This window comes from Propionivibrio sp. (genome assembly GCF_029255185.1).
Taxonomy (GTDB): domain Bacteria; phylum Pseudomonadota; class Gammaproteobacteria; order Burkholderiales; family Rhodocyclaceae; genus Propionivibrio.
The window spans coordinates 25,458-49,463 of record NZ_JAPUVO010000132.1 but is presented as its reverse complement, the minus strand read 5'-3'; the positions used below and the strand labels follow the sequence as shown (position 1 = coordinate 49,463).

The following is a 24,006-nucleotide window of genomic DNA, read 5'->3' as shown; positions in this document are numbered from 1 at the left end:
TCCATGCTAAAAAAGCCTGATGCCAGCGCTGATCAGTTTTCCGAAATGCAATGGAAGTCGCTGCGCTATTTTGTCATTTACCGGTGCTGCATCGCCGTGCTGCTATTTGTGTCATCGCTGCTCCACCCTTCAGTCGTTTCGATACTCAGCCCGGATACCGGCTCCTTCCATCTTGTGGTGACCGGCCTCTATCTTCTGTCGACCACCTTGTCCCTTATCGGCTTGTATTACTATCGGCAGCGCTTCAATGAGCAACTGACAGCGCATGTTCTGGTCGACGTGCTGGTACTGACCCTGTTGATGCACACCGGAGGTGGCCTACGTAGCGGGTTTGGCGCCATATTGCTATTTACCCTGGGCGGCGCGAGCATCGTTGGTCAGGGGCGTCTGGCGTTGTTCTTCGCGGCTGTAGCGACGCTCTCGGTTCTTTTCGAGCAGTCCTATCGGGCGATGGTGGTCGGTGCTGAAATGGTCGATTTCTTTCAGGCCGGACTGTTCAGCGCGGGTTTTTTTGCTGTCGCTATTTCAGCCCGTCTGCTCGCGCGCCGGATAATTGCCAACGAAGAACTGGCGCGCAAGCGAGGGGTCGATCTTAGAAACCAGACCTTGGTCAGTCAGCGTGTCATTGAGGAAATGCAGGATGGCGTTCTTGTGCTCGACCGCAATGGACGGGTCAAGCAGCACAATCCGCAGGCCGAACAGTTGCTGGGTTTGGGCGATCCTTCGGAGCGCAGGCTGGTCAATTACTCAACCGAATTGGCGCGCTGTTTTTCCGATTGGTGCCAGCGTGCGAGCGATGAGTCGGTGCTGGTCAGAGCTCCGGCAAGCGGCATGCAACTACGTGCGCGCTTTGTTTCAACGGATAGTTCGGAGCACGACGTGCTGGTATTTCTCGAAGACATGGGACGATTACAGGAACAGGCACGACAGATCAAGTTGGCGGCACTCGGACACTTGACGGCGAATATTGCGCACGAAATTCGCAATCCACTATCAGCGATCAATCATGCCGGAGAGTTGATGCGTGAAGAGAGCCTGGGTCCGACAAATGACCGCCTGTTGCGCATCATGCTCGATAACGCGCAACGTGTTGGGCGTATCGTGAGCGATGTGCTCGAATTGGGGCGGCGCGACCGCGCGCACCGGGAACAAATCGATTTGCGCCAGACCTTGCCGATTCTTGTCGAAGAATATACCCTGAAAGAGGATGTAGGGGCGGGTGTGGTGGGGTTTGAGTTCGCCGGGCGTGCCAGGCTTTTCTTCGACCGATCGCATTTTTATCAGGTCTTGTGGAACCTTCTTGGCAACGCTTTGCGTTATTCACGGGGCATGGTCGGAAGTATCCGTTTGCGGGTGTGCGATAGCAACCGCGAGGGATGGGTGGATGTGCATGTGATCGACGACGGGCCGGGTGTCGACGATCGGTTTAGTGATCAGATCTTTGAGCCTTTTTTCACCACGCACAGTCGAGGTACGGGTCTGGGACTCTACATTGCGCGTGAATTATGTGACGCCAATGGCGCGCGTCTCGAGTTGGTGCACAGCGAATCGGGCGCCGATTTTTGTATTTCGGGAGGAGGTGTCTAGTGCTAGTGAGCAAAACGGATCGTCGACCACGCGGCGAGTTGGCGAAAGTCCTGGTCGTCGATGATGAGGCGGATATTCGCGAGCTCCTCGATCTGACCCTGGCGCGCATGGGACTGTCGGCGGATTGTGCCGGTACCGTCGCCGAAGCCAGGAAATTTCTCGAGCGCGAGCATTACGGTTTATGCCTGACCGATATGCGCCTGCCGGATGGCGAGGGCCTGGAGATCGTGCGCCTGATCGGCGCCCGTTATGGCGAAACGCCGGTGGCCGTGATTACTGCTTTCGGTAGTGCCGATAACGCAGTGGCGGCGCTGAAGGCCGGGGCGTTTGATTATCTGGCCAAACCGGTTGCACTCGATCAACTGCGGACCTTGATTAAGTCGGCGCTCAATCTTCCACAGAGTAATGAATTGCTGGATGACACCCCGACCGCTGCCGGTGTGGCCGGGCAACTCATCGGCGAATCCCCGTCCATCGTTTATGCCCGTGAAATGATCGGCAAGCTGGCGCGCAGCCAGGCGCCGGTCTATATCTCGGGGGAGTCAGGAAGCGGCAAGGAGCTTGCCGCGCGCCTGATCCATCGCCAGAGCGCACGCCACGCGGCGTCCTTCGTTCCGGTAAATTGCGGCGCCATTCCCGAAAATCTCATGGAGAGCGAGTTCTTTGGTTACCGTAAGGGCGCATTCACCGGGGCCGACAGTGATCGGGGGGGGTTCTTTCAGGCCGCAAATGGCGGGACGCTGTTTCTCGACGAGGTGGCTGATTTGCCCATGGCCATGCAGGTCAAGCTCTTGCGCGCGATTCAGGAAAAGAGGGTGCGCAAGGTAGGGTTTGCCAGTGAAGAGCCTGTCGATGTTCGCATTGTTTCGGCAACACACCGCAAGCTCAGTGATTGTGTCGATGAGGGCAGCTTTCGCCAGGATCTGTATTACCGGCTCAATGTGATCGAATTGAAAATGCCGAGTCTGCGCGAACGCCAAGAGGATATCCCGCTCCTTATTAAAACAGTGCTCTCCCGCATTTGCGGGGGGCGGATGCCCGAGCTGACTGGCGAGGCGATTCGTGCCTTGTGTGCCTATAGTTACCCCGGCAATGTGCGCGAACTTGAGAATATTCTTGAGCGGGCAACGGCCCTGTGCGTTGACGGCAGGGTGTTGCTTGAGGATCTGCAACTCGCGCCCACTGCCGAGGGTGGCGTTGGGCGTGATGGAGAAACCCTGGATGACCTTATGAATCGTGTCGAGAAACAGATGATCATCGAGGCACTGGCGAAAACCGGATTTAACCGAACCGCCGCAGCCAGGCAGCTTGGCGTGACTTTCCGATCCCTGCGCTACCGCATTGAACGGCTGGGTATTGAAGAGTGAGCGCGAGCGGCGCGATGGGCCCAGGGACGACGCTCTCCGGCATCTCTGGCGACGGCTGGTTACCTTCTGCGCAGCGCATCGACTCGCCAAACTTTGACAATCGCCCGACAGGAGCAGGCATCTCGCTGCTCGTCGTGCATGCCATCAGTTTGCCCCCTGGGCAATTTGGCAGCGACGATATTGTCCGTTTGTTCACCAATACGCTTGACCCGGACGCGCATCCCTATTTTTCAGCGATCAGTTCCGCATGTGTTTCTGCCCATTTTCTGATACCTCGCGACGGGGCGTTGATTCAGTTTGTGTGTTGCCAGCAGCGCGCCTGGCATGCTGGAGCGTCGTTCTGGAAGGGCCGCCAGCGTTGCAACGATTTCTCAATTGGCATAGAGCTGGAGGGCTGTGATGAGCTGCCTTTCGAGGATGCGCAGTACCTTAGGCTCGTTGATCTGATTGAGTCACTGCGCAAACTTTATCCAATTGATGCGGTTGTCGGTCACGCCGACATTGCCCCTGGGCGCAAAACCGATCCGGGGCCGTTCTTTGATTGGCGGCGCCTTGCGTTGCATGAAAAATCGCTGGCAAATGGCGGGTAGTTGTGACGGTGGCCTAGCTATATTCTGGCTGTCATTTATTGCCATCCAAGCCTGCTCCAGCACCCAGAACACCGGAGGTATTCTAAAAGCATATGGTGTGATGAGCTCATTCACCGCCTTGTTCTTGTCACCCATAAAAAACTTCTTGCGTCAAGTGTGATGCGCTACTAGAATTAGTCGAAAATGGCAAGAGAGACACAACATCTAGTAGTTTTGTGTTGGTGCTGACTTTTCACCCAGGGCTGGTTTTTGGCTTGCGTTGGTCTGGCTTACCAAGCCCTGATTTCAGATTATGATGGATGTAAACGGATTGCAGGATCAAACAAATCTCATCTACGCACCGTGCTCACCGGAGTCTTCCGGTCTGGCTCAGGATGCTGCATCCACTTGCGGCGACGTCTGTTTTTCGCGTTTTCTCAACTTTTTTCGCTGCCCATCCTGTTCTGTCGAACAGTGCACACCACCCTCGGCTTGCGAAAATGCCACATCGCACTCATCGAAAATATGCCATTGGGTTTTGTTTGTTTTTCGGCGGCAGGTGCCGTCTATGGATTCAATCAGCGCATCACTGATGCGCCTGTTGAATGGTCCGGTTGTTACGGGTCGTTTTTTTCAGTGCTCCAGCTAGAAGTTTTCCTTGAAATCAAATTAGGAGGTTGACATGGCAACAAGTGCGAAGAAACCCGCGGTGGCTACCAAGCCGGCCGCCAAGAAGGTAGCGCCGAAAGCTGCTGCCAAACCTGCGGTCAAGAAAGCGGCTCCGAAGGCTGCTGCCAAACCAGCAGCCAAGCCAGCAGCCAAAAAGGTAGTGGCCAAGCCCGTAGCTAAGAAGACCGCTGCGAAACCGGCCGCCAAGAAGGTTGCAGCCAAGCCAGCGGCGAAGAAAGTTGCTGTCAAACCAGCAGCCAAGCCGGTAGCAAAGAAGGTCGCTGCCAAGCCAGCGGCCAAGCCCGTAGCAAAGAAAGCAGTTGCCAAGCCAGCGGCCAAACCCGCAGCGAAGAAAGCAGTTGCCAAGCCAGCTGCAAAGCCGGCAGCGAAGAAAGCAGTTGCCAAGCCAGCGGTGAAGAAAGTTGCCGCCAAGCCTGTAGCCAAGAAGGTCATTGCCAAAGCGGTGGAAAAAAAGCCGGCTGTGAAAAAAGCAGCAGCAGCGCCTCAGGCAGCCGCCGCAGCTCCGTCAACGGCAGCAACCCCGGGTCTGAAGTCGGCACTCAATCCGACCGGCGCCTGGCCGTTCCCGACAGGTTCGCGCCCAAAGTAAAAGGCCACCTCAGGTGGGGCTAACGCCCCACCTGCTTTCCTTTGCTGGAGAGCTGGCGGAAAAGTTTGATCGAGTAGGGGACGGAGTTACCCCCGTCGCCCTCTCACACCACCGTACATGCGGTTCCGCATACGGCGGTTCATCAAACATGCTGGAAGCGTCGCTGAGTATCCAGCAACGAAACCAACCCCAGTGCATCAAAATAGCGTTTTGGGTAGGCCGCGTTCATGTGGCTCGCGCCGGCGTTCCACCAAGGGCCACGTCCGTTGCTTGCCGATTTCCATGCACGCGTCCCGTCCAACCCGCGCGCTTGTAATCGCTTGTTACGAGTGGCCGGTCGCTTCCATTGCCGCCAGAGTAGGCAGCGCAGTTTGCGCCTTATCCATCCGTCCAAGTCCTGCAACACACCTTTTACCTCGGTCAGCCGGAAATAGGAGGTCCAGCCACGCAACACGGGGTTCAGTGCGGCGATCGTTTGGCCGAGGTTGCGAAAGGCATTCCCGACGACGATTTCACGCACTTTGTCTTTCAGTCGCTTCAAGCTGCTGTCGGCGATCTTCAGACGTACCTGCTTGTGCCACGTGACGCTATACCCCAGAAACTTCCGTTGCCAGGGCCGCGCGACAGCGCTCTTGTCCCGATTGACCCGAAGCTTCAATTTCGTATCCAGAAAGTCGGTCATCACGTCCATCGCGTGCTGCCCCGCCATTTGGCTTTTGACGTAGATGTTGCAGTCGTCGGCATAACGGCAGAACAGGTGCCCCCGGCGCTCCAGTTCGCGGTCCAGGTCGGTCAGCAGGATGTTCGACAGCAACGGTGACAGCGGTCCGCCTTGCGGCGTGCCTTCCGTCCTTGCGCTGACAATTCCTTCTGACATCATGCCCGCTTCCAGATAACGCCGGATCAGTTTCAGTACCCGATCATCTTGTACCCGGCGCGCCACTCTCGACATCAGAATGTCGTGATTTACCCGGTCAAAGAATTTCTCCAAATCGAGGTCGACCACCCAACGGCGGTCTTCCCTGATGTAGCCTTGGGCGCGTTGTACCGCTTGCCAGGCATTGCGGCCCGGTCGGAACCCGTAGCTGTGTTCGGAGAATTCAGGCTCGAATTCCGGTTGTAGAACTTGCAGCAGCGCTTGCTGGATCAGTCGATCCAGCACCGTCGGGATGCCCAGTATCCGCACCCCTCCGTTGGGCTTCGGCATCTCCACTTTCCGGATCGCCGCCGGCAGATAATCACCTGCCAGAAGTGCTGCCTTGACGCTTGGCCAGTGCTGTTGCAGCCATGCCTTGAGTTCGAGCACGGTGAGTCCATCGACTCCCGCCGCGCCCTTGTTCCGCAGGACTCGCTCATACGCTTGCCAGAGATTGCTTCGTTCGACCACGGCGTCCATCCCCTGCCGCAGTCCTTCCGCTTTCGTTTGCCCATCCGCCGCCGTGCCTACCTCAGCGCCCAATCCGGTCTTTGGCGAAATCCGTCCGCCTCCCTCCGTGCCGGGTGCAGTTGCCTGCTTTGGTGCTTCATCGATTTGCATCGAGGTCGGATGTCCTAATCGCGTTGTTTAATGTTCAGGCCTTCGGTCAGGATTCTTCTCGGGCGCTCCGCTTCGTCCCCAACCTACTATGCCTTCTGCTGACTTCTGCAGGCGCATCCCGACACCTCTCGATGTCGCTAGCACAAGGCACGCAGCAGATCTCCCCGGGTATGACGCACCCACCTTCACGCTTATGCCTGTCGGATCTACGTCGTAGCGTTCCGTACAAGTTTCGGGCTTTGATGATCTACGACATCTCACCCCGCTACGCCGCCTCGTATCCGCTTCCTGTTCGTCAGGCCAGCGCTTTGCCTTCGGCTTCCTCCAGATTCGCAGTCGCCCGCGACACCCTTGCCGTTTAGCTAACTCTTCCCCTTGTCGGGCGAGTAGAGGACTTTCACCTCCAAGTAAGTGCACCCTGCCGGGCGCACGTAGAAAAAAAGCCGCCACTGGGCGGCCTTTTGATGACTATTGATGCCTATCCCTGGAAGCTCTTCTCCAGTTCGTTGCGGATGTCTATAAGTTGGGCAGGCATTTTGTTGCCCATCTTCTCGAACCATTCCTTGACTCCGGCCAGTTCGTTCCTCCACGCGTCCTTGTCGATTCTGGTCACCGCATCGAAGTCGGCCTTGGAGAAGTCCAAGCCGGTCCAGTCCATGTTCTCGTAGTTGGGCATCCAGCCGAGCCTGGTTTCCCTGGCGTCAACCTTGCCTTCGCAGCGTTCGATGATCCACTTGAGAACACGGGCGTTGTCGCCGAAACCGGGCCAGGCGAACTCGCCTTTTTCATTCATGCGAAACCAGTTAACCATGAATATCAGCGGCGTCTTGTCGACCGCCTTGGCCATCTTCAGCCAGTGACCGTAGTAGTCAGCCATGTGGTAGCCACAAAATGGCAGCATAGCGAACGGGTCACGGCGGACGACACCTTGCTGGCCGAAGGCGGCAGCGGTGGTTTCTGAGCCGAGAGTGGCGGCAGCGTAGACGCCGTGCTCCCAGTCCAGTGTCTGGCAGACCAGCGGTACGGTAGAAGCGCGGCGACCGCCGAAGAGGAAGGCCGAAATCGGCACGCCTTCAGTGCTTTCCCATTTTTCATCGACGCACGGGCACTGTGAAGCCGGTGCAGTGAAACGCGAGTTCGGGTGCGCCGCCTTGGTGCCTTTTTCCTTGGCGATTTCAGGCGTCCAGTCATTGCCTTGCCAGTCGATGGCGTGCGCTGGCGCCGGACCCATGCCTTCCCACCATACGTCGCCGTCGTCGGTCAGCGCGACATTGGTGAAAATGGTGTTCTCGGCGAGTGAGGCCATGGCGTTGAAGTTAGTCTTGTCGTTGGTGCCTGGCGCCACGCCAAAGAAGCCGGCTTCAGGGTTGATCGCGTAGAAGCGGGTACTACCGTCCTTTTCCAGGCGAGGTTTGATCCAGGCGATGTCGTCGCCGATGGTGGTGATCTTCCAGCCGCTCATGCTCTTCGGCGGAATCAACATGGCAAAATTGGTCTTGCCGCAGGCCGACGGGAATGCGGCGGCGACGTAGTGCTTGTCACCCTCGGGCGATTCGACGCCGAGGATTAACATGTGCTCGGCCAGCCAGCCGTCGTCACGGGCCATGTTCGAGGCGATACGCAGCGCCAGGCACTTCTTGCCGAGCAGCGCGTTACCGCCATAGCCCGAACCATAGGACCAGATTTCGCGGGTTTCTGGGTAGTGAACGATGTACTTGACGGTCGGGTTGCATGGCCAGCGAGAATCCTTCTGGCCGGCCTCCTTCGGTGCGCCAATCGAGTGCACGCAGGGAACAAAAACGCCATCGGTGCCAAGTACCGGGAATACTGCTTTGCCCATACGGGTCATGATGCGCATGTTCACCACAACGTAGGCGCTGTCGGTGATCTCGACGCCGATCTGGGCGATCGGTGAGCCGACTGGTCCCATCGAGAAGGGGATGACGTACATGGTACGCCCCTTCATGCAGCCTTTGAACAGGCCATTCAGGGTCTGCCGCATCTTGGCCGGGTCTTCCCAGTTGTTAGTGGGCCCGGCGTTTTCCTTCTTTTCGGAGCATATGTAGGTACGATCCTCAACGCGGGCCACATCGGACGGGTCGGAAAAAGCCAGGAAGGAATTTTTGCGCTTCTTGAGCTTGACGAAGGTGCCGGCTTCAACCAGCTCACCGCACAGGCGGTCATATTCTTCCTGCGAACCGTCACACCACACAACGCGGTCAGGTGTGACCAGAGCGGCGATTTCGGCAACCCACTTCTTCAAGCCTTCGTGCTTGACGTAATCAGGTGCGTTGTTGGATAAATTTCGATTCATGGCAATTCACTTTTTAAAGGACAGTTGAGAAATCGGCGGGGTCTGACAAGGGTGTTTTAATGATATGCCATATGGGACCCGGAACAGGCGGAAAAACTCCGGAAGAACTCCAGGTCGCTCGCGACCAGAAAAAGCTTGGTGAAGTGCTGGATGGTTCAGTCATTTTAACGGGCATACTAGAATTCTTGGGCAGGCAAAATAGTATCACAGCCAAGTGCTGCCACGCAGTCCCGGAGTTGTTTCCTTGTTTCCTTGTTTCCTTGTTTCCTTGTTTCCCCGAGCATTGCCCCGGCAGCCAGCAATCCAGTTATCATTCAGCATCATGAATGACTCGGTTTCATCTTCGAAGAGCAACGGCAGAACGGCACTGGTCCTGGCTGGTGGCGGTGCGCGCGCGGCGTATCAGGTTGGAGTGCTGCTTGCCATTCGCGATCTGCTGCCCGAAGACAGTCCCAATCCTTTCTCGATCCTCTGCGGCACTTCGGCCGGCGCCATCAATGCAATTGTCTTGGCCTGCGGTAGCGACAGCTATGGCACGGCTGTTGAGTCGCTGTCGGATGTCTGGCGCAATTTTCATGCTGGTCAGGTCTATCGTTCCGACCCGCTGGGTATTGCCATCTCCAGCGTGCGCTGGCTGGGTGCGCTGGTCTTCGGCTGGCTGTTCAAGAAGGCACCGCGCTCGTTGCTTGACAATACGCCATTGCGCGAGCTGCTGGAAAAGACACTGGACTTTAGCAAGCTTGGCCGATCGATAGACAATGGCTCGCTCTATGCGGTCTGTCTTACGGCTTCCGGATATACCTCCGGACAGAGCGTCAGTTATTTTCAGGCACGCAGTGATGTTCAGTCCTGGGAACGGACGCATCGTTTCGGTAGTAGTACCCAGCTCAGCATGGATCATTTGCTGGCGTCCAGCGCGATCCCTTTCATCTTTCCCGCGGTTCGTTTGAATCGTGAATATTTTGGCGATGGCTCAATGCGCCAATTGTCGCCAATTTCTCCGGCGATTCATCTTGGCGCAGAGAAAATCCTGATTATTGGCTCGGGTCGGATGTCCGACAAAGTCGAGCGCCAGCATTCCAGCGTTTATCCGACGCTGGCGCAGATCGCCGGTCACGTGCTTTCTTCAATTTTTCTCGATAGCCTGGCGGTCGATATCGAGCGCATGCAGCGCATCAACCGGACTCTTGAAGCCATTCCGGATGAGGTCAAGAAACAGGGTAAAATTCCGCTTCGACCGATCCAGTCGCTGGTTATTTCGCCATCGGAACGGCTCGATTATCTGGCCGCACGCCATGTCAATGCACTGCCTTGGGCGGTGCGCTGGCTGCTGCGCGGAGTTGGCGCGATGAACCGGCGGGGCGGCGCCTTGGCCAGCTATCTATTGTTTGAGAGCTCCTACACTCGTGTTCTTATCGATCTGGGCTACAAGGATACGATGGCCCGTCGCGATGAGGTCGTAGTGTTTCTTGGCGTTTGAATTTATGTCATGTTATTTATCAACTGGTTGCGCTATCTTATTATTTTTCTTGATTTTAATTTGCCTAATGATAGACTCTTCGAAGGTTAGTATGAAAATGAAATTGTGCAGGAGTTTAAATTGACGCGGATCAGTCTGAAAACGGCGTTTCTGTTTGTGGCGTTGCTGGGCAGTGGTTTCTCGACTGTCGAGACAGCGCAGGCCGTTGAAAAAGCCAGGCTCGCTCCACACAAGCACAAAGGTAAAGTGTTGCTGCCCAATGCCAAGGCCCTGCCGTTGGCCAGGAAAAAGCCAGTTCGCATGCTCACGGCGAGCAACGTACCATCGTGGCAGGCAGAACGCAGGCTGGACGTACAGTCGGCCTCAGCGCTAGTCATTGAGCAGGGCGGGGGCGACGCCCTGTTCCAGAAAAACGCCAATCAGGTGGTACCAATCGCTTCGATCACCAAGCTGATGACGGCCATGGTTGTACTTGACAGTGCGCCGAGCCTGCAAACACCCATCACCATCTCGGATGACGATGTCGATACCCTGCGTGGCAGCCGTTCGCGTCTGCATGTGGGGTCGGTCATGTCGCGTGAATTTGCCCTGCTGCTCGCCCTGATGTCTTCCGAGAATCGGGCAGCGCACGCCCTGGCACGAAATTACCCGGGAGGAGTGACGGCGTTCTTGATAGCGATGAATATCAAGGCTCAAGCGCTCGGAATGAGAGATACCCATTTTGAGGACCCTACCGGACTGACCAGCAGCAATGTGTCTACGGCCAACGATCTGGCCAAGATGGTTGTCGCGGCGCATCGTTACCCGCTGATTCGGGAGTTTTCGACCACCTCCGAAGCGACTGTTGACGTCGGCGGTCGCGAGTTGGCCTATCGCAACACCAATCCTCTGGTGAAAAGCGCGGCCTGGGATGTCGGCCTTTCCAAGACGGGTTACATTCATGAAGCCGGCAAGTGTCTGGTCATGCAAGCGCGCCTGGCCGACAAGCCAGTGGTTATCGTGCTGCTGGACTCGGCGGGCAAGCAAACACGAGTGGGCGATGCCAACCGGATAAAACGCTGGATGGAAAGCGCACAGACACGCACCCATGCTTCGCGCAAGCCGTCGACACAAACCACTCTGGCGTTGGCGAGCGCAGCTCCGGGCTGATTACGGCAACTGTTTCCAGGAGCCCACGATAAGCCCGTGGCCGCTTGGCCTATCGCATGTGAGCTGGTCGATACCCCAGAGCGTTGGAGATTGCTTCGGCTGCCGCCTTGATTTGAACCGCCCAGCCGGGCTCGTGCCGATCCGTCGGTGCCGAGATGGACAGGCCGGCGACAACGCAACCATGGTCGTCGCGAATCGGCGCTGCCAGGCAACGCAGGCCAATTTCAGCTTCTTCGTTGTCGTAGGCCACATCGTGCCGACGAATCTTGTCGAGTTCCTTCTCCAGCGCATCCAGACGGGTCAGCGAATGCGGCGTCTTGCCCGGCAGTCCGGTGCGCTTGGCATAAGCGCAAACATCAGCAACACTCTCGGCGGCGAGAAACAGCTTGCCAAGCGAGGTCAGATGCAAGGGCGCCCGATCACCAACCAAATAGACCACGCGCACCAGCGAACGGCCGCTTGATGTGCGTTCGATGTAGATGATTTCATCCTGATCGCGAATGCCCAGATTGATCGATTCGTCGATCGTTTCGTGCAGGTTTTGCATAAAGGGCAGAGCGACTTCGCGAATGTTGATTCGTGATTTGACGATGTTGCCTAGCTCCAGTAGACGAATTCCAAGCGCATAGGTGCTAGCTTCGTGTCGTTCAACAAGGCGCGACTGGGTCATCACCGCTAAAATGCGGTGAGCTGTTGATGGATGTAGACCAGTCGCCTGCGCTAGCATCTTGAGCGTTGCCGGTTCCGGGGCGTTGGCCAGCACATCGAGCAGCGACATCATGCGCTCGATGACCTGGATCGATCCCTTGGCTTCCTGTTGTTCCGCCATCACTTTTCTTTCAGAGCTTTCGTTTTGCACTTCGGCAGAATAGCATTAGGCGCTCATTCTCCGCTTTGTCGTCTTGATGCATGCCGGGTCTTGTGCGCTGCAATATTTTACCTCTTAGCGGGTGAAGCAACGCGAGGCCTTTCGTCATGCACAACAACATCGAGTCGTAAGGTTTTGTAACCCAGGTCAGCGCTACCGGAGCCGACGCGTTACTCTCTATGTCAAATCGACAATGAAACAAAGGAATAATCATGAAAAAACAACTGGGCATCACCTTGACACTCGCAGCCTGCCTGCTCTCATCAACCGTCGCCATGGCCGACGATGCCGTTTGGGGCGCGCTGCTCGGTGGCGGCGCTGGCGCCATCGCCGGTCGCTCGATTGGCGGTCGCGACGGCACCATCATCGGCGGCGTCCTGGGTGCTGCGGCCGGTGCGGCAATCGGCTCGGAGCGTGGCCGCAGCCGGGTTGAGTACTCGGCGCCGCCGGTGTATTACGCCCAGCCGGCACGCTTTGCACAACGCCCGATCTACTATGTGCAGGGAAGGTACGAACGCGATGACAGGAGGCGCCACGAGCATCGGCATCACGACTGGAACGAGCGGCACTGAGTCCTTGCGGCCAGTGCCTCAGTGCGGCAAATCGAAGAGCAGGATTTCGCTTCCCTCGGCGGCAACAAAGTGTAATGAGGACTCATTGGCGATCTTGGCGCCGTCACCCGTACTCATCGCCATGCCGCCCAGAACCAGAGCACCGTGCACCAAATGCACATAGGCTAGCCGTACCGGATCAAGGATGAAATCCAGTTCTGCCCTCGGCTCCAGTCGCGCAGCGTAGAGCCTGGCATCCTGATGAATCAGCGTGCTGCCCTGCGCAGCGTCGGGTGAAGCAATCAACCGCCAGGCGTTATACCCCGGCGCCAGCGCCTGCTGCTCATACCCCGGCGCCAGATCCAGTTCGCTCGGCTCGATCCAGATCTGCAACAGATGCGTTGTCTCGCTCTGCGAAGGATTGAATTCACTGTGTTTTATGCCGCTGCCAGCGCTCATACGCTGTACTTCACCGGAGCCGATCAATTCGCCATTGCCCAGACTATCGCGATGTTCGAGCACACCGTCGATAACATAGGTGACAATCTCCATATCACGATGCCCGTGCTTGCCAAAGCCCCGGCCAGGCGCTACCCGGTCCTCATTGATCACGCGCAGAACGCCCCAGCCCATTTCGGCACTATCGTAGTAGTCAGCAAAGGAAAAACTGTGCCGGGCGACCAGCCAGCCATGGTCGGAGATTCCACGGGAAGCGCTCGAACGAAGTTGAATCATGATCGACTCCTTGCAATAAACCCGAACGCTTTTGAGCCGCATTCTACAGAATAGTTTTCAGCTATCACCGTCACACTTCGCTATCAGCAGGGTAAATTTGTTCTAACGAATAAGCAACTGTCTTGGAAGTCAAGAATTAACTACCGCTGGAGTGTGCAATTTCTCGTTCCATGGCAAGCCTGTTTTGACGATGGCATTAAGGATAGTCAGCAGCTTGCGCATGCACGCGACCAAGGCGACCTTCTTTGGTTTTCCTGCTGCCAAGAGGCGCTGGTAGAACACGCGGATCACGGGTTAAAGCGAGTAGCTGCCAGTGTGGCCATGTATAGTGCGCTACGCAGCGTGGCACGTCCGCCGCTAATGCAGCGCTTATCTGGCTGCCGAGTATGCGCAGCCAGCGATCCTGTTCTGCGGTCAGGTGCTGCTGTTCCAGTCGCCACGCCTCGAACTTGACGCCCAACTCAGCGGCCTTCTGCTCCGATGCCTCGGGGAACATCATGTTGCCGTTCTCATCGACACTGATCCATTCGCGGGTGGTCGGGTCGATGTGGTCGTCGATGCCCAGCGACAGCAGCCGCTTGGGTTCGTAGTGCTTCTTCTTTTTCGGCTCCATGACCAAGCCGCCCTCGCCAATCGCGTCCTCGTCACCGTGGAAGTCGCACACGCCGACGAAATCGAACATGGTGAAGATGGGCTTCTTGCTGGTCTTGCGGGTGCCGCGTCCGCGCATCTGCTGGTAGAGGATGGCCGACTGGGTGAAGCAGGCGAAGACGAGATTGCAGACTTCCGGGCAGTCGAATCCCGTGTCGAGCATATTCACGGAAACCAGAATCTGCGGGAACGGTTCCTTCTTGAAGCGGCGAATCTTCGCCACGGCGTCGATGGTGTCATCAGGCCCAGCACCCGACACCACATAGTCTGCAAAGCGGACATCGGCGGAAGGCTTCTTGTCGGCAAACTCGGCGTCGAAAAGTTGCGCCAGCGTTTCGGCGTGCTTCTTATTCACGGCAAACACGATGGTTTTCCCGATCAGCGGCATCCGCAGCACGCCCTTGCGGTCGATGAAGCCCTTTTCCAACACCTCTCGAAACTCGCGGACGATAGCCCGATTGCGTTCCGGGATGGTGAAGCGGCGTTCCAGCGCCGCCAGGTCGATCACGATGGGATCGGCGGCGGCGAACAACAGTTCGAACTCTTCCATGGTTTCGGCATTCATGGCCGACCAGTCCAGTTCGCTTCGCTTGACCTCGAAGCCACCTTCGGCGGCGGTCTTGACCGTCTTAGCCTGATAGATCTGATATGGGGCCAGCACGCCGTCACGGATGGCATCCTTCAACTTGTAGGAGAAGGTCGGCGCATCCACCTCGAAGAACCGCAGCGTGTCGCGCACGAACAGCTTGTCTTCGTCGTCGCCTTCCATGCCGTCGAGGTTGGCGACGCAGGGCGTGGCGGTGAGGCCGATTTGCACTCCATCGAAATATTTGAGCACGCCGCTCCACTTGCCATAGATGCTGCGGTGGCACTCGTCGGAAATGATGAGGTCGAAGTAGCCCGACGAATATTCGCCATAGGTGTTGATCATGCTTTGCAGCGTGGTGATGGTGATCCGCTTCTCGTCCTGAAAGCGGCGGCCGGCCCGCAGCACGTAGGCGGGGTAGTCGGGCAAGTGCTCGGCGAAAGCGTCCTCGGTCTGCTTGGCGAGTGGAATCCTATCAACGAGGAACAGCACGCGGGTGATGGCATTGGCTTCGAACAGCCGCTTAATGAGGGCGGCGGCGGTGCGGGTCTTGCCCGTGCCCGTCGCCATCTCGATCAGCAGTTTGCGCCGGCCCTGCTTGATTTCCTTGCTGACGGTCTGAATGCACTCCTGCTGGTAATCGCGGCCGGCAATCTTCAAGTCGATGGGCACGGCCAAGACATCGCGGCGCAGTTGCAGGCTGGCGAAACGCCGTTCAAGGTCGTCCTGCTTGAAGAAACTCTTGACCGGGTGGGCGTAGGCTTCACGCTGCCATTCCCAGAACAGCACTTCGACGCCATTGGTCAGGAACACATAGGGAACATCCAACTGCTTGGCGTAGTTCTTGGCCTGCGGGCCGGCGTCGGCAGGATTGACGGAATAGCGCTTGGCTTCGACCACTGCCAGGGAGCGGCCATTGCGGTCACAGAGCACATAGTCGGCCCGGGTGCCATCGGCCATGACCACCTCGAAGCGGACGGCGTTAGGATCGGTGGTGTTCCACCCCTGCGCGGCAAGCATTGCGTCGATGATGACGCGGGAGAATGCTTCGTTCTTGTTGTCCATGTCCCTGCCCGATTGTTTCCCGGCTACCTGTGCCGTGTTGTCTCAGTGGCGACTATTGTTACCGCGACTCATGATTCCAGACATAGCGCACCTTTAAGTGGTTGAACTGTTGCCAACCGATTTGACCGTCATATTGCAGTCGTCCGACCACGATGCCAGGTGCAACGCCGATACGCTTGGCGAACTCTTTGATTTTTCTTTCCCCGATCAATGGTTGCGAAAGCAATCCTCGATATTCCACCTGCGGAATCAGCCAATCGCGGGCAAATACATCCGCCTCCTTTTCCTCCTGTGGGTTCAGTCCATCTTCACCAAGAATGTCGAGGAAGGTCATTCGCTTACCGTGCTTTAGCAAGTGCCCTGCCTCGTGAAAGAACGAGAACCAGAGCTTGTCGTCGGTCTTTCCTCGAAGACTCAACATGATGAGTGCCTTGGTCGAACCAAGCCATTTGGTAGCGCCGCTTACCGGACACCCCTTGGGAGCGGGTGCGAGCACTACGGCGACGCCAACACGGGCGGACAGTTCGATGAGTTTGGGCAGGAAGACCTTCGGGTTACTCTCTGTCGTCAGCCCCCGAATCAGCTTCAACGCGACCTCGAACTTGTCGCGGTCAAACTCGGCAAGCCTCATATCTTCGGCCTTCCGCTCGCCCTGCCGCAGCCATGCTGAAACCGCTGCCGGTGTTCGGATCAACTTTTCCGCTGCCCTGTATGCGGCAACCGGGCTTTCATATTGCTCGCGCCACGCAGACACCTCGGCAACCCCGAAATACCGCAGGCACTCGAATACTTGCTGGGCCTTATCGGTGACCTTTCGGACCCATCCGAACTTGACCATATCGCCTAGCGGAAGCTCTTTCAGCCAAGCTGTGTGCTCGGACAACGCTTTGATGGAAACCTGCCGGGCCAAGTGTTCCCGATATTGCGTTTCGAGATTGAGCCAGAATCGAGCAGTACTGCCGAGCACCCTTTCCAGTTTGAGAGCAGTCTCTTCCGTAATGGGCGCCTTCCCCTTCAATAGCAGATTGACGTGCTTAGTCGTGAAGCCTGTCCGCGTTGCCAAGTCGGCTTGCGTCCAGCCTCGCTCTTCTAATAAATCATTAATCGACTCGCCGGGCACCGCAACCCAATCGGGCGCGAAATCCGCGAGCGATTCGTAGGTTCGCAACATTGCATCAGTCATGGTAATCCTCCGCCCCGATAATCGTTATCTCCGATACCTTCGACCAGTCAATCGAGCCATCGGCCTTCGCGGGCGGCGGCTTGCTGGTCGGTTTGAAGATCAATCGCTTTCCCTTGTGCAAATCAACGGCAAACTGCCTCACGCGGTCATAATCCAGAGGGTGCGGCCGACCGATGGCCAACTCGCCGACCACACCGGCTGCGTGCAACTCTGCCAGCCGTCGCTGTAACTTCTTGGCCGACTCAGGCCCCAGCTTCTTGGTAGCCATCTTTTCTTGCTTGCACAAAGTCTCGATGTCTTCATCTTCATAGGAGACTTTCATTCGTTTACTTTACCACAATGGTTAATGATTTGAAGAATTCAGCTGCTATATCTGCGTCGTCTTTGGCATCCATTTCAGGGGTATTTGCATTTCCCTGAGGACTTTCGGATCGGCGGACGTGGTTTCGCCCTTATGCCAATGATGATTCCACCTTGTGGCGTCAAAGAGCAAGGAATACAATCCCCTGACGATAGCGAGTAGGGGAAGCTGATGAAAGCGGGGCCAATCGAAATCGGACGTTTTCTTCAAAATCGGCAGCGATTTTGTGTGCCGATCTATCAGCGCCATTACGTCTGGACAAAGCAAAAACAGTGGGAGCTGTTCTGGAATGACGTGCGCACCAAGGCGATTGAATGTTTAGCCGGAAGGGAACGCAGGTTCTCCCATTTCATGGGCGCCGTTGTGCTGGAAACTCGGGGCGGGTTTTCCGCCGGCCGCGTGCCAGCCTTTCAGGTTGTAGATGGACAGCAGCGATTGACAACGTTTCAGATGTTTCTTGCCGCCGCACGCGATTACGCTAGTTCGACTGGCTTTACGGCTTCTGCTGAGAGGATTCGCGACTACTTGCTCAACGACAAGCCGCATCTGATGGAAGATCCAGAGGTCGAGGTCTTTAAGGTCTGGCCCACTCAATACGACCGTGACTTCCATGGCGCTACCTTAAGCCGCTGTGATAATTAGCGGCGCAAAAAGAAGAAGGCTGAGAGCCCCGCTTGCTAAGATCGTGGTGTCTGAAGTCACGTTCGATAACAGGAGGATCAGCCATGGTGGATGCTAGCAAAAAAACGCCTGCAACAAGGGATTGAACGATTCCGCCGACAATTTGGCGACCAACCGACCCAAGGCTTGGGGGCCGTGGTGCCCGCTGCGGATTTGCAGCGGTTGGTGGTCGAGGAAGTTGGCGCCTTTCGGGAACGAATCTATCCCCCGCTGATGACCTTGGCGTTGTTCATTGGTCAGGCGCTCAGTCAGGACGGTGCGTGCCAGGATGCAGTCTCCCGGCGGCTGCCGAAACTGGATTCTGGGGACATCATCCTGGCCGACCGTTATCACGGCAACTACTTCACCGCCGCCCTGCTGGTGAAACGAGGCGTCGATCTGGTCACCCGGCAGCATCAGCGCCGAATCAACGACTTCCGCCGGAGCCGACGCCTGGGACGACGGGATCATTTGGTGGGCTGGATGCGCCCCAAACGGCCAGCCTGGATGGACGCCGAGACCTACGAATCCATGCCGGAGAGGCTGTCGATGCGCTGTATTCCCGGCGCTGGCAGGTGGAGGTGGACCTGCGCTCGATCAAGGCCGACATGGGAATGGGTATTCTGCGCACTCAATCGGCGTCGATGGTCGACAAGGAAATCGCCGTCTATCTGCTCGCCTACAACCTGGTCTGTGCCTTAATGGTTCGCGCGGCAGCCGGTTCCGACGTGGCAGCTCGGGCGCTGAGCTTCAAAGGGACGATCCAGCTCTTTCTGGCGTTTGAACAGCAGCTTCGTTTTGCCGGCCGCCGCAGTATCGGAACCATGACGGCCCACCTGCTCGGCGGCATCAGTTTGTTGCGACTACCGGTTCGCCCGGGGCGAGTCGAACCTCATGCCATCAAACGACGGCCAAAAAGCCACCCATTGCTGACCATCACCCGTGAGGTCGCTCGCCATAACATCCGAAAATCTCGGGAAAATGCGGCTTAAGGTAGCGCCATGGGTGCCTGGTTCATTTCTTAAGGTGGTGCCATTGGTGACTGATTTGTATTGATTCAACGCAGTTTGCTGACCGAGCGAATATAGGGCTTGGTGACGTGACTGGCCCTGGCAAGCCTTGCCAGGTCTGCGTTTGCCGCGTCACGCGAGGGATAATCGCCATAAATCACGCCGAGCCGGTCGTGGCCGCTCAGGTTCGATCGATAGACGTGGAGTTGTTGCGGGTCAAGCGTCCGGGTATTGTTTTCCAGAAAGGCAGATACCTCGCGGAGCCTGCGCCCGTCTGTGTTGAGCAACTGAATGATGTAGTGGGTGTCTGGTGTTTTTTTCAGCCAGTCTTCGCCGGCGGCGATGTGCTCGGCGAGGGTGCCCGGCTGCACGGCGGGAGTAGCGTCGGGTGGCGCTGCGTCAGGCAGTGCGACAGCCAGGCCGGTGGTGACTTCGGCGGCCGAGGCCGGCGAGCTGCTGGTGCGGTGGCTTCCGGCGAAGAAGGCCAACGCCGCAATGAGCACAATTACGGTGGCACTGATTCCCCATTTTGTTGGGTTGACGGTGCTGTCATGTATCAGGTTGAACTGGGCGTCGTTGATCGCCGCCTTTACCTGCCGGGCGTCGATGAGATGCCTGTTTTCTGCAAATGCCGAAAGCAGCGCCTTGTCGGCGAGGATGTTGATGCGCCGCGTTAGCCCTTCAGATGCCTTGCTGATGCGCTGGATGGCGCCTTCGGTGAATAGATCGGGTCCGTGGTAGCCGGCGGCACGGATGCGAAACATCAGGTAGCTGGCGATATCGTTGCGGTGCAGCGGCTCCAGGGCGAAGTTGTGGGTAATCCGTTCCTTGAGCTGACGCATATTTGTTTTGCGCAGGTGAGCATCGAGTTCTGGCTGACCGAAGAGGACGATATGCAGAAGTTTGTGCCGGTTTGATTCAAGATTGGAAAGCAGGCGGATTTCTTCCAGCGTTTCCGCAGGCATGGCATGGGCTTCATCGATCATGACAACGACCTGACGGCCAGCGGCGTAGATTTCGATCAGACGATCCTGCAAGGCGCGTAACAACTGGTGCGAGCGCCCTTCCGGCAAGGGGGCGTGCAGTTCCTCGGCGATGGCATGGAGAATTTCGTCACGCAACAGTGACGGATTGGCGAGGTAGACGGTTTCAACATTGTCCGGGAGTTTTTCCAGTAGCATCCGGCACAGCATGGTTTTGCCGCTGCCCACTTCGCCGCTAACCTTGACGATGCCTTCGTCGTTCGTGATGGCGTAGATCAGCGCTTCGAGCGTGGCTCCCCGGTTGGCGCCGGCGAAAAAGAATTCGGTATGCGGGGTGATGCGAAACGGGGCTTCGCGGAGTCCAAAGTGGTCAAGATACATTACTGCTCCTTGGCAAAGGATTCCATCCGGTTGTAAAGCGTGGTGCGGTTGATGCCAAGCAGGCGTGCGGCCTGGCTGACGTTGCCATGCGCCAGTCGTAGTGCGGCTTCGATGTAATTGCGTTCGGTTTCGGCCAGCAAGCGATCCAGGCTGAAGGGGTCCGGCTGTTGCAGGCGCTGGCCGGCGGCAACGATCGATGCATCGCTTTCGGTGCTGACCAGCGGTGGTGCGGTGACTGGCGCCAGCGGCTCGTCTTGCAGGTCAAGTTCGGCTTCCAGTGCACTGCTGTCCACGCTTTGACCGGGATACTTTGCTGTGAGGCGGATGACGATGTTGCGCAGTTCGCGCACATTGCCAGGAAAACTATAACGTGACCACAGCGCGCGCGCCGCATCGGAAAGAATGAAAGGTGCTTGCGTCTGCGTCGCGTAGCGCTGGCGAAAGTGCTCGAGCAAGAGCAACCTGTCGTCGTCCATCTCGCGTAGCGGCGGAACGGTGATCGAAAAAACCGAAAGGCGATGATAAAGATCGGCGCGGAAGTTGCCGGACCGGACTTCCCGGCGCAGGTCGCGGTTGGTGGCGGCAATGATTCGAGCGTGGCTGACGCGTTTCTGTGTTTCGCCGACCCGCTGATATTCGCCGTTCTCGAGTACCCGCAACAATTTTGCCTGCAACTCAAGCGGTAGTTCGCCAATTTCATCGAGAAAAAGTGTTCCGTCGGCGGCATCTTCGAAATAGCCGGCTGTTGCCGTAACCGCCCCGGTAAAGGCTCCCTTGGCATAGCCAAAGAGGGTCGGTTCGACCAGGCTGGGTGAAATGGCCGCACAGTTGAGTGCAAAAAAAGGCTTGCTACGGCGCCGGGTGTCGAGGTGCAAGCAACTGCTGGCAACGATTTCCTTGCCACTGCCAGACTCGCCCTCGATGAGGACAGGAAAAGGCGAATCGGCGTACTGCTGCAACTGCACTTTCAGTTTCTGGATGGCCGGGCTGTTGCCGATCAGTGGCGAAGCAGAAAAGCCAGGAGCGCGTATTTCGTCCAGCGAGCGATAACTCAAGGCGCGCTGAAGAATTTTGTGCAGTTCGGCGGGATTGCAAGGCTTGGCGACAAAGTCGGTCGCGCCCAAGGTGCGGGCGTGACGGGCATTGTCGGCGTCGCCTTGGCCGGAGAGTACGACGATCTTGATTTCCGGCGCCAGTTTGAGCAGATCGGAAATCAGCGCGAATCCCTCGTCCGGGCGGTGCGGCAGCGGAGGCAGTCCAAGGTCAACCAGTGCCACTTGCGGGGCGCGGCGTAGCTGACGGAGCAGTTGGGTGCAGTGCGCACGGGAGTGGCTGGTGATGACCTCGAAAACAGAACTCATCGAAAAACTGAGCGTATCGGAAATGAGCGGGTCATCGTCCACGATGAGCAGCAGCGATTTTTCCGGCAAGGTGGTTTCTGGGGCGGCGGTCATGGAAGGCGCGTCTTTGATCCAGAAAAAGGAGCTCGCCATTATTTCACAATTATATGGCCGCGTATTTTTGGCGGATGAGGGGATCCGGATTCGGGTATAATCGGCGTCAATTTTTCGTACGGGATGCCGTTGTGCCAGCCGATAGCTTGGTCAAGATTTCTGACATCAATTTCGCTTACGACGACAGGGCTATCCTCAATGGCGTCACCATGGAGATTCCCCGAGGCCGACTGGTGGCCATCATGGGCAATTCGGGTTGCGGGAAAACGACCCTGCTACGTCTGATTGGCGGCCAGCTCAAACCAACTAGCGGCACGCTGCTGGTCGATGGCGAGTCGGTGCCGGACATGAGCCACGATGAGCTTTACGCCATGCGTCGGCGGATGGGAATGCTGTTCCAGTTTGGCGCGCTGTTTACGGATATTTCCGTTTTCGATAACGTCGCCTACCTGATGCGCGAGCATACCGATCTGCCGGAAGAAATGATTCGCGATATGGTGTTGATGAAACTCAATGCCGTTGGTTTGCGTGGCGCACACAATTTGATGCCTTCTGAACTGTCGGGGGGCATGGCGCGGCGCGTTGCCCTGGCCCGGGCGATCGCGCTTGATCCGATGCTGATCATGTATGACGAACCCTTTGCCGGACTCGATCCGATCTCGATGGGCGTCATCGGCCAGCTCATCCGCAAGCTTAACGACGCGCTGGGTGCGACGACCTTGCTGGTGACGCATGATGTGCATGAGGCAATGCTGATCGTCGATTACGTTTATTTTGTTTCTGACGGGCAGATCGTTGCCCAGGGCACGCCGGACGAAATACGCGCGTCCTCCGATCCCTTCGTGCATCAATTTGTCTATGGCGAAGCTGACGGTCCGGTGCACTTCCACTATCCTGCGGCTCCTTTCGAGCAGGATTTGATGCGGCAGGGCGCCTATGGTTGAGAAAAGTGTTTCCAGCGTGATCGAACTGATCCGGACTGTCGGGCATCACTTGAACGATGGGCTTCAACGCCTGGGCTTTGCGGCACGCTTCTTCGTGATGGTTCTGGTCTATTCGGGCCAGTCCTTCCGACGCCTGCATCTGACGATTCGCGAAATTTATTTCTCCGGCTTTCAGTCGCTGCTGATCATTCTGGTTTCCGGGCTGTTCATCGGCATGGTGCTTGGCATGCAGGGTTACGAGACGCTGCAGCGTTATGGCTCGTCCGAGGCGTTGGGGGTTCTGGTGGCGCTGTCGCTGACGCGTGAACTGGGTCCGGTGGTTGCTGCGCTGCTCTTCGCTTCGCGCGCCGGCTCGGCGATTACCGCTGAGATCGGCCTGATGAAGGCCACCGAACAGCTGACCGCGATGGATATGATGGCGGTTAACCCGATTGCCCGGGTCGTCGCTCCGAAGTTCTGGGGTGGTGTTATTTCGATGCCGCTGCTGGCAGCGCTGTTTTCTGCGATTGGCGTTTTCGGGGGCTATCTGGTCGGTGTCGTTCTTATCGGTGTTGATGAGGGCGCCTTCTGGTCGCAGATGCAGGGGTCGGTGGACTTCCGCTACGACGTTTGGAATGGCGTGGTGAAGAGTTTTGTTTTTGGGGTGGCCGTTTCCTTGATTGCCGTTTTTGAAGGCTACGATGCAGTTCCGACCGCCGAAGGCGTGTCGGGCTCGATCAAAAGAACGGTGGTCTATTCGGCGCTGGCCATTCTGGCGCTGGATTTTGTGTTGACCTCCTTCATGTTCCGGGGGCTTTGATGAGTCGCAAGTTGCTTGATTTGTGGGTAGGTTTCTTTGTTCTCCTTGGGTTTGCCTCACTGTTGTTTTTAGCACTAAGAGTCGGCAACCTTTCGTCGGCCAATTTTGCCGAGACGTACCAGTTGACGGCCAAGTTTGATAACATCGGTGGCCTGAAGGTACGCGGTCCGGTGAAAAGTGCAGGGGTGGTTGTCGGTCGGGTGACGGAGATTCGCTTCGATCCTGAGAGCTATGAGGCGGTAACAACGCTGACCATCGATAGTCGCTACCGTTTCCCGAAGGATACGTTTGCGTCCATTCTGACTGCGGGTTTGCTCGGCGAACAGTATATCGGGCTTGATGCCGGCGGTGACGAAAAAATGTTCAAGTCTGGCGATGTAGTGGCCAAGACGCAGTCTGCAGTCGTGCTGGAAAAACTGATCAGTCAGTTCATGTTCAACAAGGCGTCCGAAGGTCCGGACAAAAAATAACAGGAAGGTTCGCTCGTGAAAAC

Annotated in this window: 22 protein-coding genes and 2 pseudogenes; 13 read left to right on the top strand and 11 right to left on the bottom strand. The window is 57.1% G+C overall.

Annotation, left to right across the window (positions count from 1 at the left end; all coding sequences use genetic code 11):
* The first annotated feature begins 3 nt into the window (after window positions 1-3).
* From Q1J43_RS14480 to Q1J43_RS14460, 5 genes are all read left to right on the top strand, one after another.
* On the top strand, window positions 4-1,587 hold the full coding sequence (locus Q1J43_RS14480) for an ATP-binding protein (protein WP_301103213.1): 1,584 nt from the start codon (window positions 4-6) through the stop codon (window positions 1,585-1,587).
* Window positions 1,588-1,592: 5 nt separating this feature from the next.
* Window positions 1,593-2,954: a sigma-54 dependent transcriptional regulator gene (locus Q1J43_RS14475; RefSeq protein ID WP_301103212.1), complete on the top strand. Its 1,362-nt coding sequence runs from the start codon at window positions 1,593-1,595 to the stop codon at window positions 2,952-2,954.
* Between the two features lie 14 nt (window positions 2,955-2,968).
* The gene (gene ampD, locus Q1J43_RS14470) at window positions 2,969-3,544 is read left to right on the top strand and encodes a 1,6-anhydro-N-acetylmuramyl-L-alanine amidase AmpD (RefSeq protein ID WP_301103303.1); all 576 of its coding nucleotides are present in this window, start codon (window positions 2,969-2,971) and stop codon (window positions 3,542-3,544) included.
* Window positions 3,545-3,931: 387 nt separating this feature from the next.
* Window positions 3,932-4,204 (top strand): hypothetical protein, encoded by a 273-nt coding sequence (locus Q1J43_RS14465; RefSeq protein ID WP_301103211.1) that lies wholly within the window; start codon window positions 3,932-3,934, stop codon window positions 4,202-4,204.
* A gap of 1 nt (window position 4,205) precedes the next feature.
* Window positions 4,206-4,802 carry a hypothetical protein gene (locus Q1J43_RS14460; protein WP_301103210.1) on the top strand — a complete coding sequence of 199 codons (597 nt, stop codon included), beginning with the start codon at window positions 4,206-4,208 and terminating at the stop codon, window positions 4,800-4,802.
* A gap of 142 nt (window positions 4,803-4,944) precedes the next feature.
* Here the strand turns inward: Q1J43_RS14460 and ltrA are convergent, their stop codons facing one another.
* Both ltrA and Q1J43_RS14450 read right to left on the bottom strand, forming a co-directional pair.
* The gene (ltrA, locus tag Q1J43_RS14455; RefSeq protein WP_301103209.1) at window positions 4,945-6,198 is read right to left on the bottom strand and encodes a group II intron reverse transcriptase/maturase; all 1,254 of its coding nucleotides are present in this window, start codon (window positions 6,196-6,198) and stop codon (window positions 4,945-4,947) included.
* 619 nt (window positions 6,199-6,817) lie between these two features.
* Window positions 6,818-8,653 carry a phosphoenolpyruvate carboxykinase (GTP) gene (locus Q1J43_RS14450; RefSeq protein ID WP_301103208.1) on the bottom strand — a complete coding sequence of 612 codons (1,836 nt, stop codon included), beginning with the start codon at window positions 8,651-8,653 and terminating at the stop codon, window positions 6,818-6,820.
* A gap of 322 nt (window positions 8,654-8,975) precedes the next feature.
* Here Q1J43_RS14450 and Q1J43_RS14445 point away from each other — a divergent pair, with 322 nt between their 5' ends.
* The gene (locus Q1J43_RS14445) at window positions 8,976-10,133 is read left to right on the top strand and encodes a patatin-like phospholipase family protein (protein WP_301103207.1); all 1,158 of its coding nucleotides are present in this window, start codon (window positions 8,976-8,978) and stop codon (window positions 10,131-10,133) included.
* Window positions 10,134-10,253: 120 nt separating this feature from the next.
* Window positions 10,254-11,282: a D-alanyl-D-alanine endopeptidase gene (gene pbpG / locus Q1J43_RS14440; RefSeq protein WP_301103206.1), complete on the top strand. Its 1,029-nt coding sequence runs from the start codon at window positions 10,254-10,256 to the stop codon at window positions 11,280-11,282.
* Window positions 11,283-11,331: 49 nt separating this feature from the next.
* On the opposite strand, the gene Q1J43_RS14435 is transcribed toward pbpG, so the two are convergent.
* The gene (locus tag Q1J43_RS14435) at window positions 11,332-12,111 is read right to left on the bottom strand and encodes an IclR family transcriptional regulator (RefSeq protein WP_301103205.1); all 780 of its coding nucleotides are present in this window, start codon (window positions 12,109-12,111) and stop codon (window positions 11,332-11,334) included.
* 251 nt (window positions 12,112-12,362) lie between these two features.
* Between Q1J43_RS14435 and Q1J43_RS14430 the strand changes: the two genes are divergently transcribed.
* Window positions 12,363-12,722, top strand: coding sequence for a glycine zipper 2TM domain-containing protein (locus tag Q1J43_RS14430; protein ID WP_301103204.1), 360 nt, complete (start codon window positions 12,363-12,365; stop codon window positions 12,720-12,722).
* A gap of 18 nt (window positions 12,723-12,740) precedes the next feature.
* Here Q1J43_RS14430 and Q1J43_RS14425 read toward each other — a convergent pair whose 3' ends face one another.
* The 5 genes and pseudogenes from Q1J43_RS14425 to Q1J43_RS14405 all read right to left on the bottom strand — a co-directional run bounded on the left by Q1J43_RS14425 (window position 12,741) and on the right by Q1J43_RS14405 (window position 17,243).
* The gene (locus Q1J43_RS14425; RefSeq protein ID WP_301103203.1) at window positions 12,741-13,436 is read right to left on the bottom strand and encodes a pirin family protein; all 696 of its coding nucleotides are present in this window, start codon (window positions 13,434-13,436) and stop codon (window positions 12,741-12,743) included.
* Window positions 13,437-13,565: 129 nt separating this feature from the next.
* Window positions 13,566-13,807 (bottom strand): annotated as a pseudogene (locus Q1J43_RS14420) (transposase); the annotation flags it as partial.
* A gap of 350 nt (window positions 13,808-14,157) precedes the next feature.
* Window positions 14,158-15,633 (bottom strand): annotated as a pseudogene (locus Q1J43_RS14415) (DEAD/DEAH box helicase family protein); the annotation flags it as partial.
* 163 nt (window positions 15,634-15,796) lie between these two features.
* Window positions 15,797-16,921 (bottom strand): HigA family addiction module antitoxin, encoded by a 1,125-nt coding sequence (locus Q1J43_RS14410; protein WP_301103202.1) that lies wholly within the window; start codon window positions 16,919-16,921, stop codon window positions 15,797-15,799.
* Window positions 16,914-17,243 (bottom strand): killer suppression protein HigA, encoded by a 330-nt coding sequence (locus tag Q1J43_RS14405; RefSeq protein ID WP_301103201.1) that lies wholly within the window; start codon window positions 17,241-17,243, stop codon window positions 16,914-16,916. Before Q1J43_RS14405 ends, Q1J43_RS14410 begins: the two co-directional genes overlap by 8 nt.
* 210 nt (window positions 17,244-17,453) lie before the next feature.
* Here Q1J43_RS14405 and Q1J43_RS14400 point away from each other — a divergent pair, with 210 nt between their 5' ends.
* The gene (locus Q1J43_RS14400; protein ID WP_301103200.1) at window positions 17,454-17,924 is read left to right on the top strand and encodes a DUF262 domain-containing protein; all 471 of its coding nucleotides are present in this window, start codon (window positions 17,454-17,456) and stop codon (window positions 17,922-17,924) included.
* Window positions 17,925-18,017: 93 nt separating this feature from the next.
* Here Q1J43_RS14400 and Q1J43_RS14395 read toward each other — a convergent pair whose 3' ends face one another.
* A complete protein-coding gene (locus Q1J43_RS14395) occupies window positions 18,018-18,413 on the bottom strand; it encodes a hypothetical protein (protein WP_301103309.1) in 396 nt (131 codons plus the stop codon).
* A gap of 8 nt (window positions 18,414-18,421) precedes the next feature.
* Between Q1J43_RS14395 and Q1J43_RS14390 the strand changes: the two genes are divergently transcribed.
* Window positions 18,422-18,934 (top strand): transposase, encoded by a 513-nt coding sequence (locus Q1J43_RS14390; protein WP_301103302.1) that lies wholly within the window; start codon window positions 18,422-18,424, stop codon window positions 18,932-18,934.
* Window positions 18,935-18,999: 65 nt separating this feature from the next.
* Here Q1J43_RS14390 and Q1J43_RS14385 read toward each other — a convergent pair whose 3' ends face one another.
* The gene (locus Q1J43_RS14385) at window positions 19,000-20,316 is read right to left on the bottom strand and encodes an AAA family ATPase (RefSeq protein WP_301103199.1); all 1,317 of its coding nucleotides are present in this window, start codon (window positions 20,314-20,316) and stop codon (window positions 19,000-19,002) included.
* Window positions 20,316-21,770 carry a sigma-54 dependent transcriptional regulator gene (locus Q1J43_RS14380; protein ID WP_301103198.1) on the bottom strand — a complete coding sequence of 485 codons (1,455 nt, stop codon included), beginning with the start codon at window positions 21,768-21,770 and terminating at the stop codon, window positions 20,316-20,318. The genes Q1J43_RS14385 and Q1J43_RS14380 overlap by 1 nt, the downstream gene beginning before the upstream one ends.
* A gap of 131 nt (window positions 21,771-21,901) precedes the next feature.
* Between Q1J43_RS14380 and Q1J43_RS14375 the strand changes: the two genes are divergently transcribed.
* The 3 genes from Q1J43_RS14375 to mlaD are packed head-to-tail and all read left to right on the top strand — an operon-like array spanning window position 21,902 to window position 23,983.
* Window positions 21,902-22,714, top strand: a complete 813-nt coding sequence (locus tag Q1J43_RS14375; protein ID WP_301103197.1) for an ABC transporter ATP-binding protein — start codon at window positions 21,902-21,904, stop codon at window positions 22,712-22,714.
* Window positions 22,707-23,513, top strand: a complete 807-nt coding sequence (gene mlaE / locus Q1J43_RS14370) for a lipid asymmetry maintenance ABC transporter permease subunit MlaE (protein WP_301103196.1) — start codon at window positions 22,707-22,709, stop codon at window positions 23,511-23,513. The genes Q1J43_RS14375 and mlaE overlap by 8 nt, the downstream gene beginning before the upstream one ends.
* Window positions 23,513-23,983, top strand: coding sequence for an outer membrane lipid asymmetry maintenance protein MlaD (gene mlaD, locus Q1J43_RS14365; protein ID WP_301103195.1), 471 nt, complete (start codon window positions 23,513-23,515; stop codon window positions 23,981-23,983). The genes mlaE and mlaD overlap by 1 nt, the downstream gene beginning before the upstream one ends.
* Window positions 23,984-24,006 lie beyond the last annotated feature (23 nt).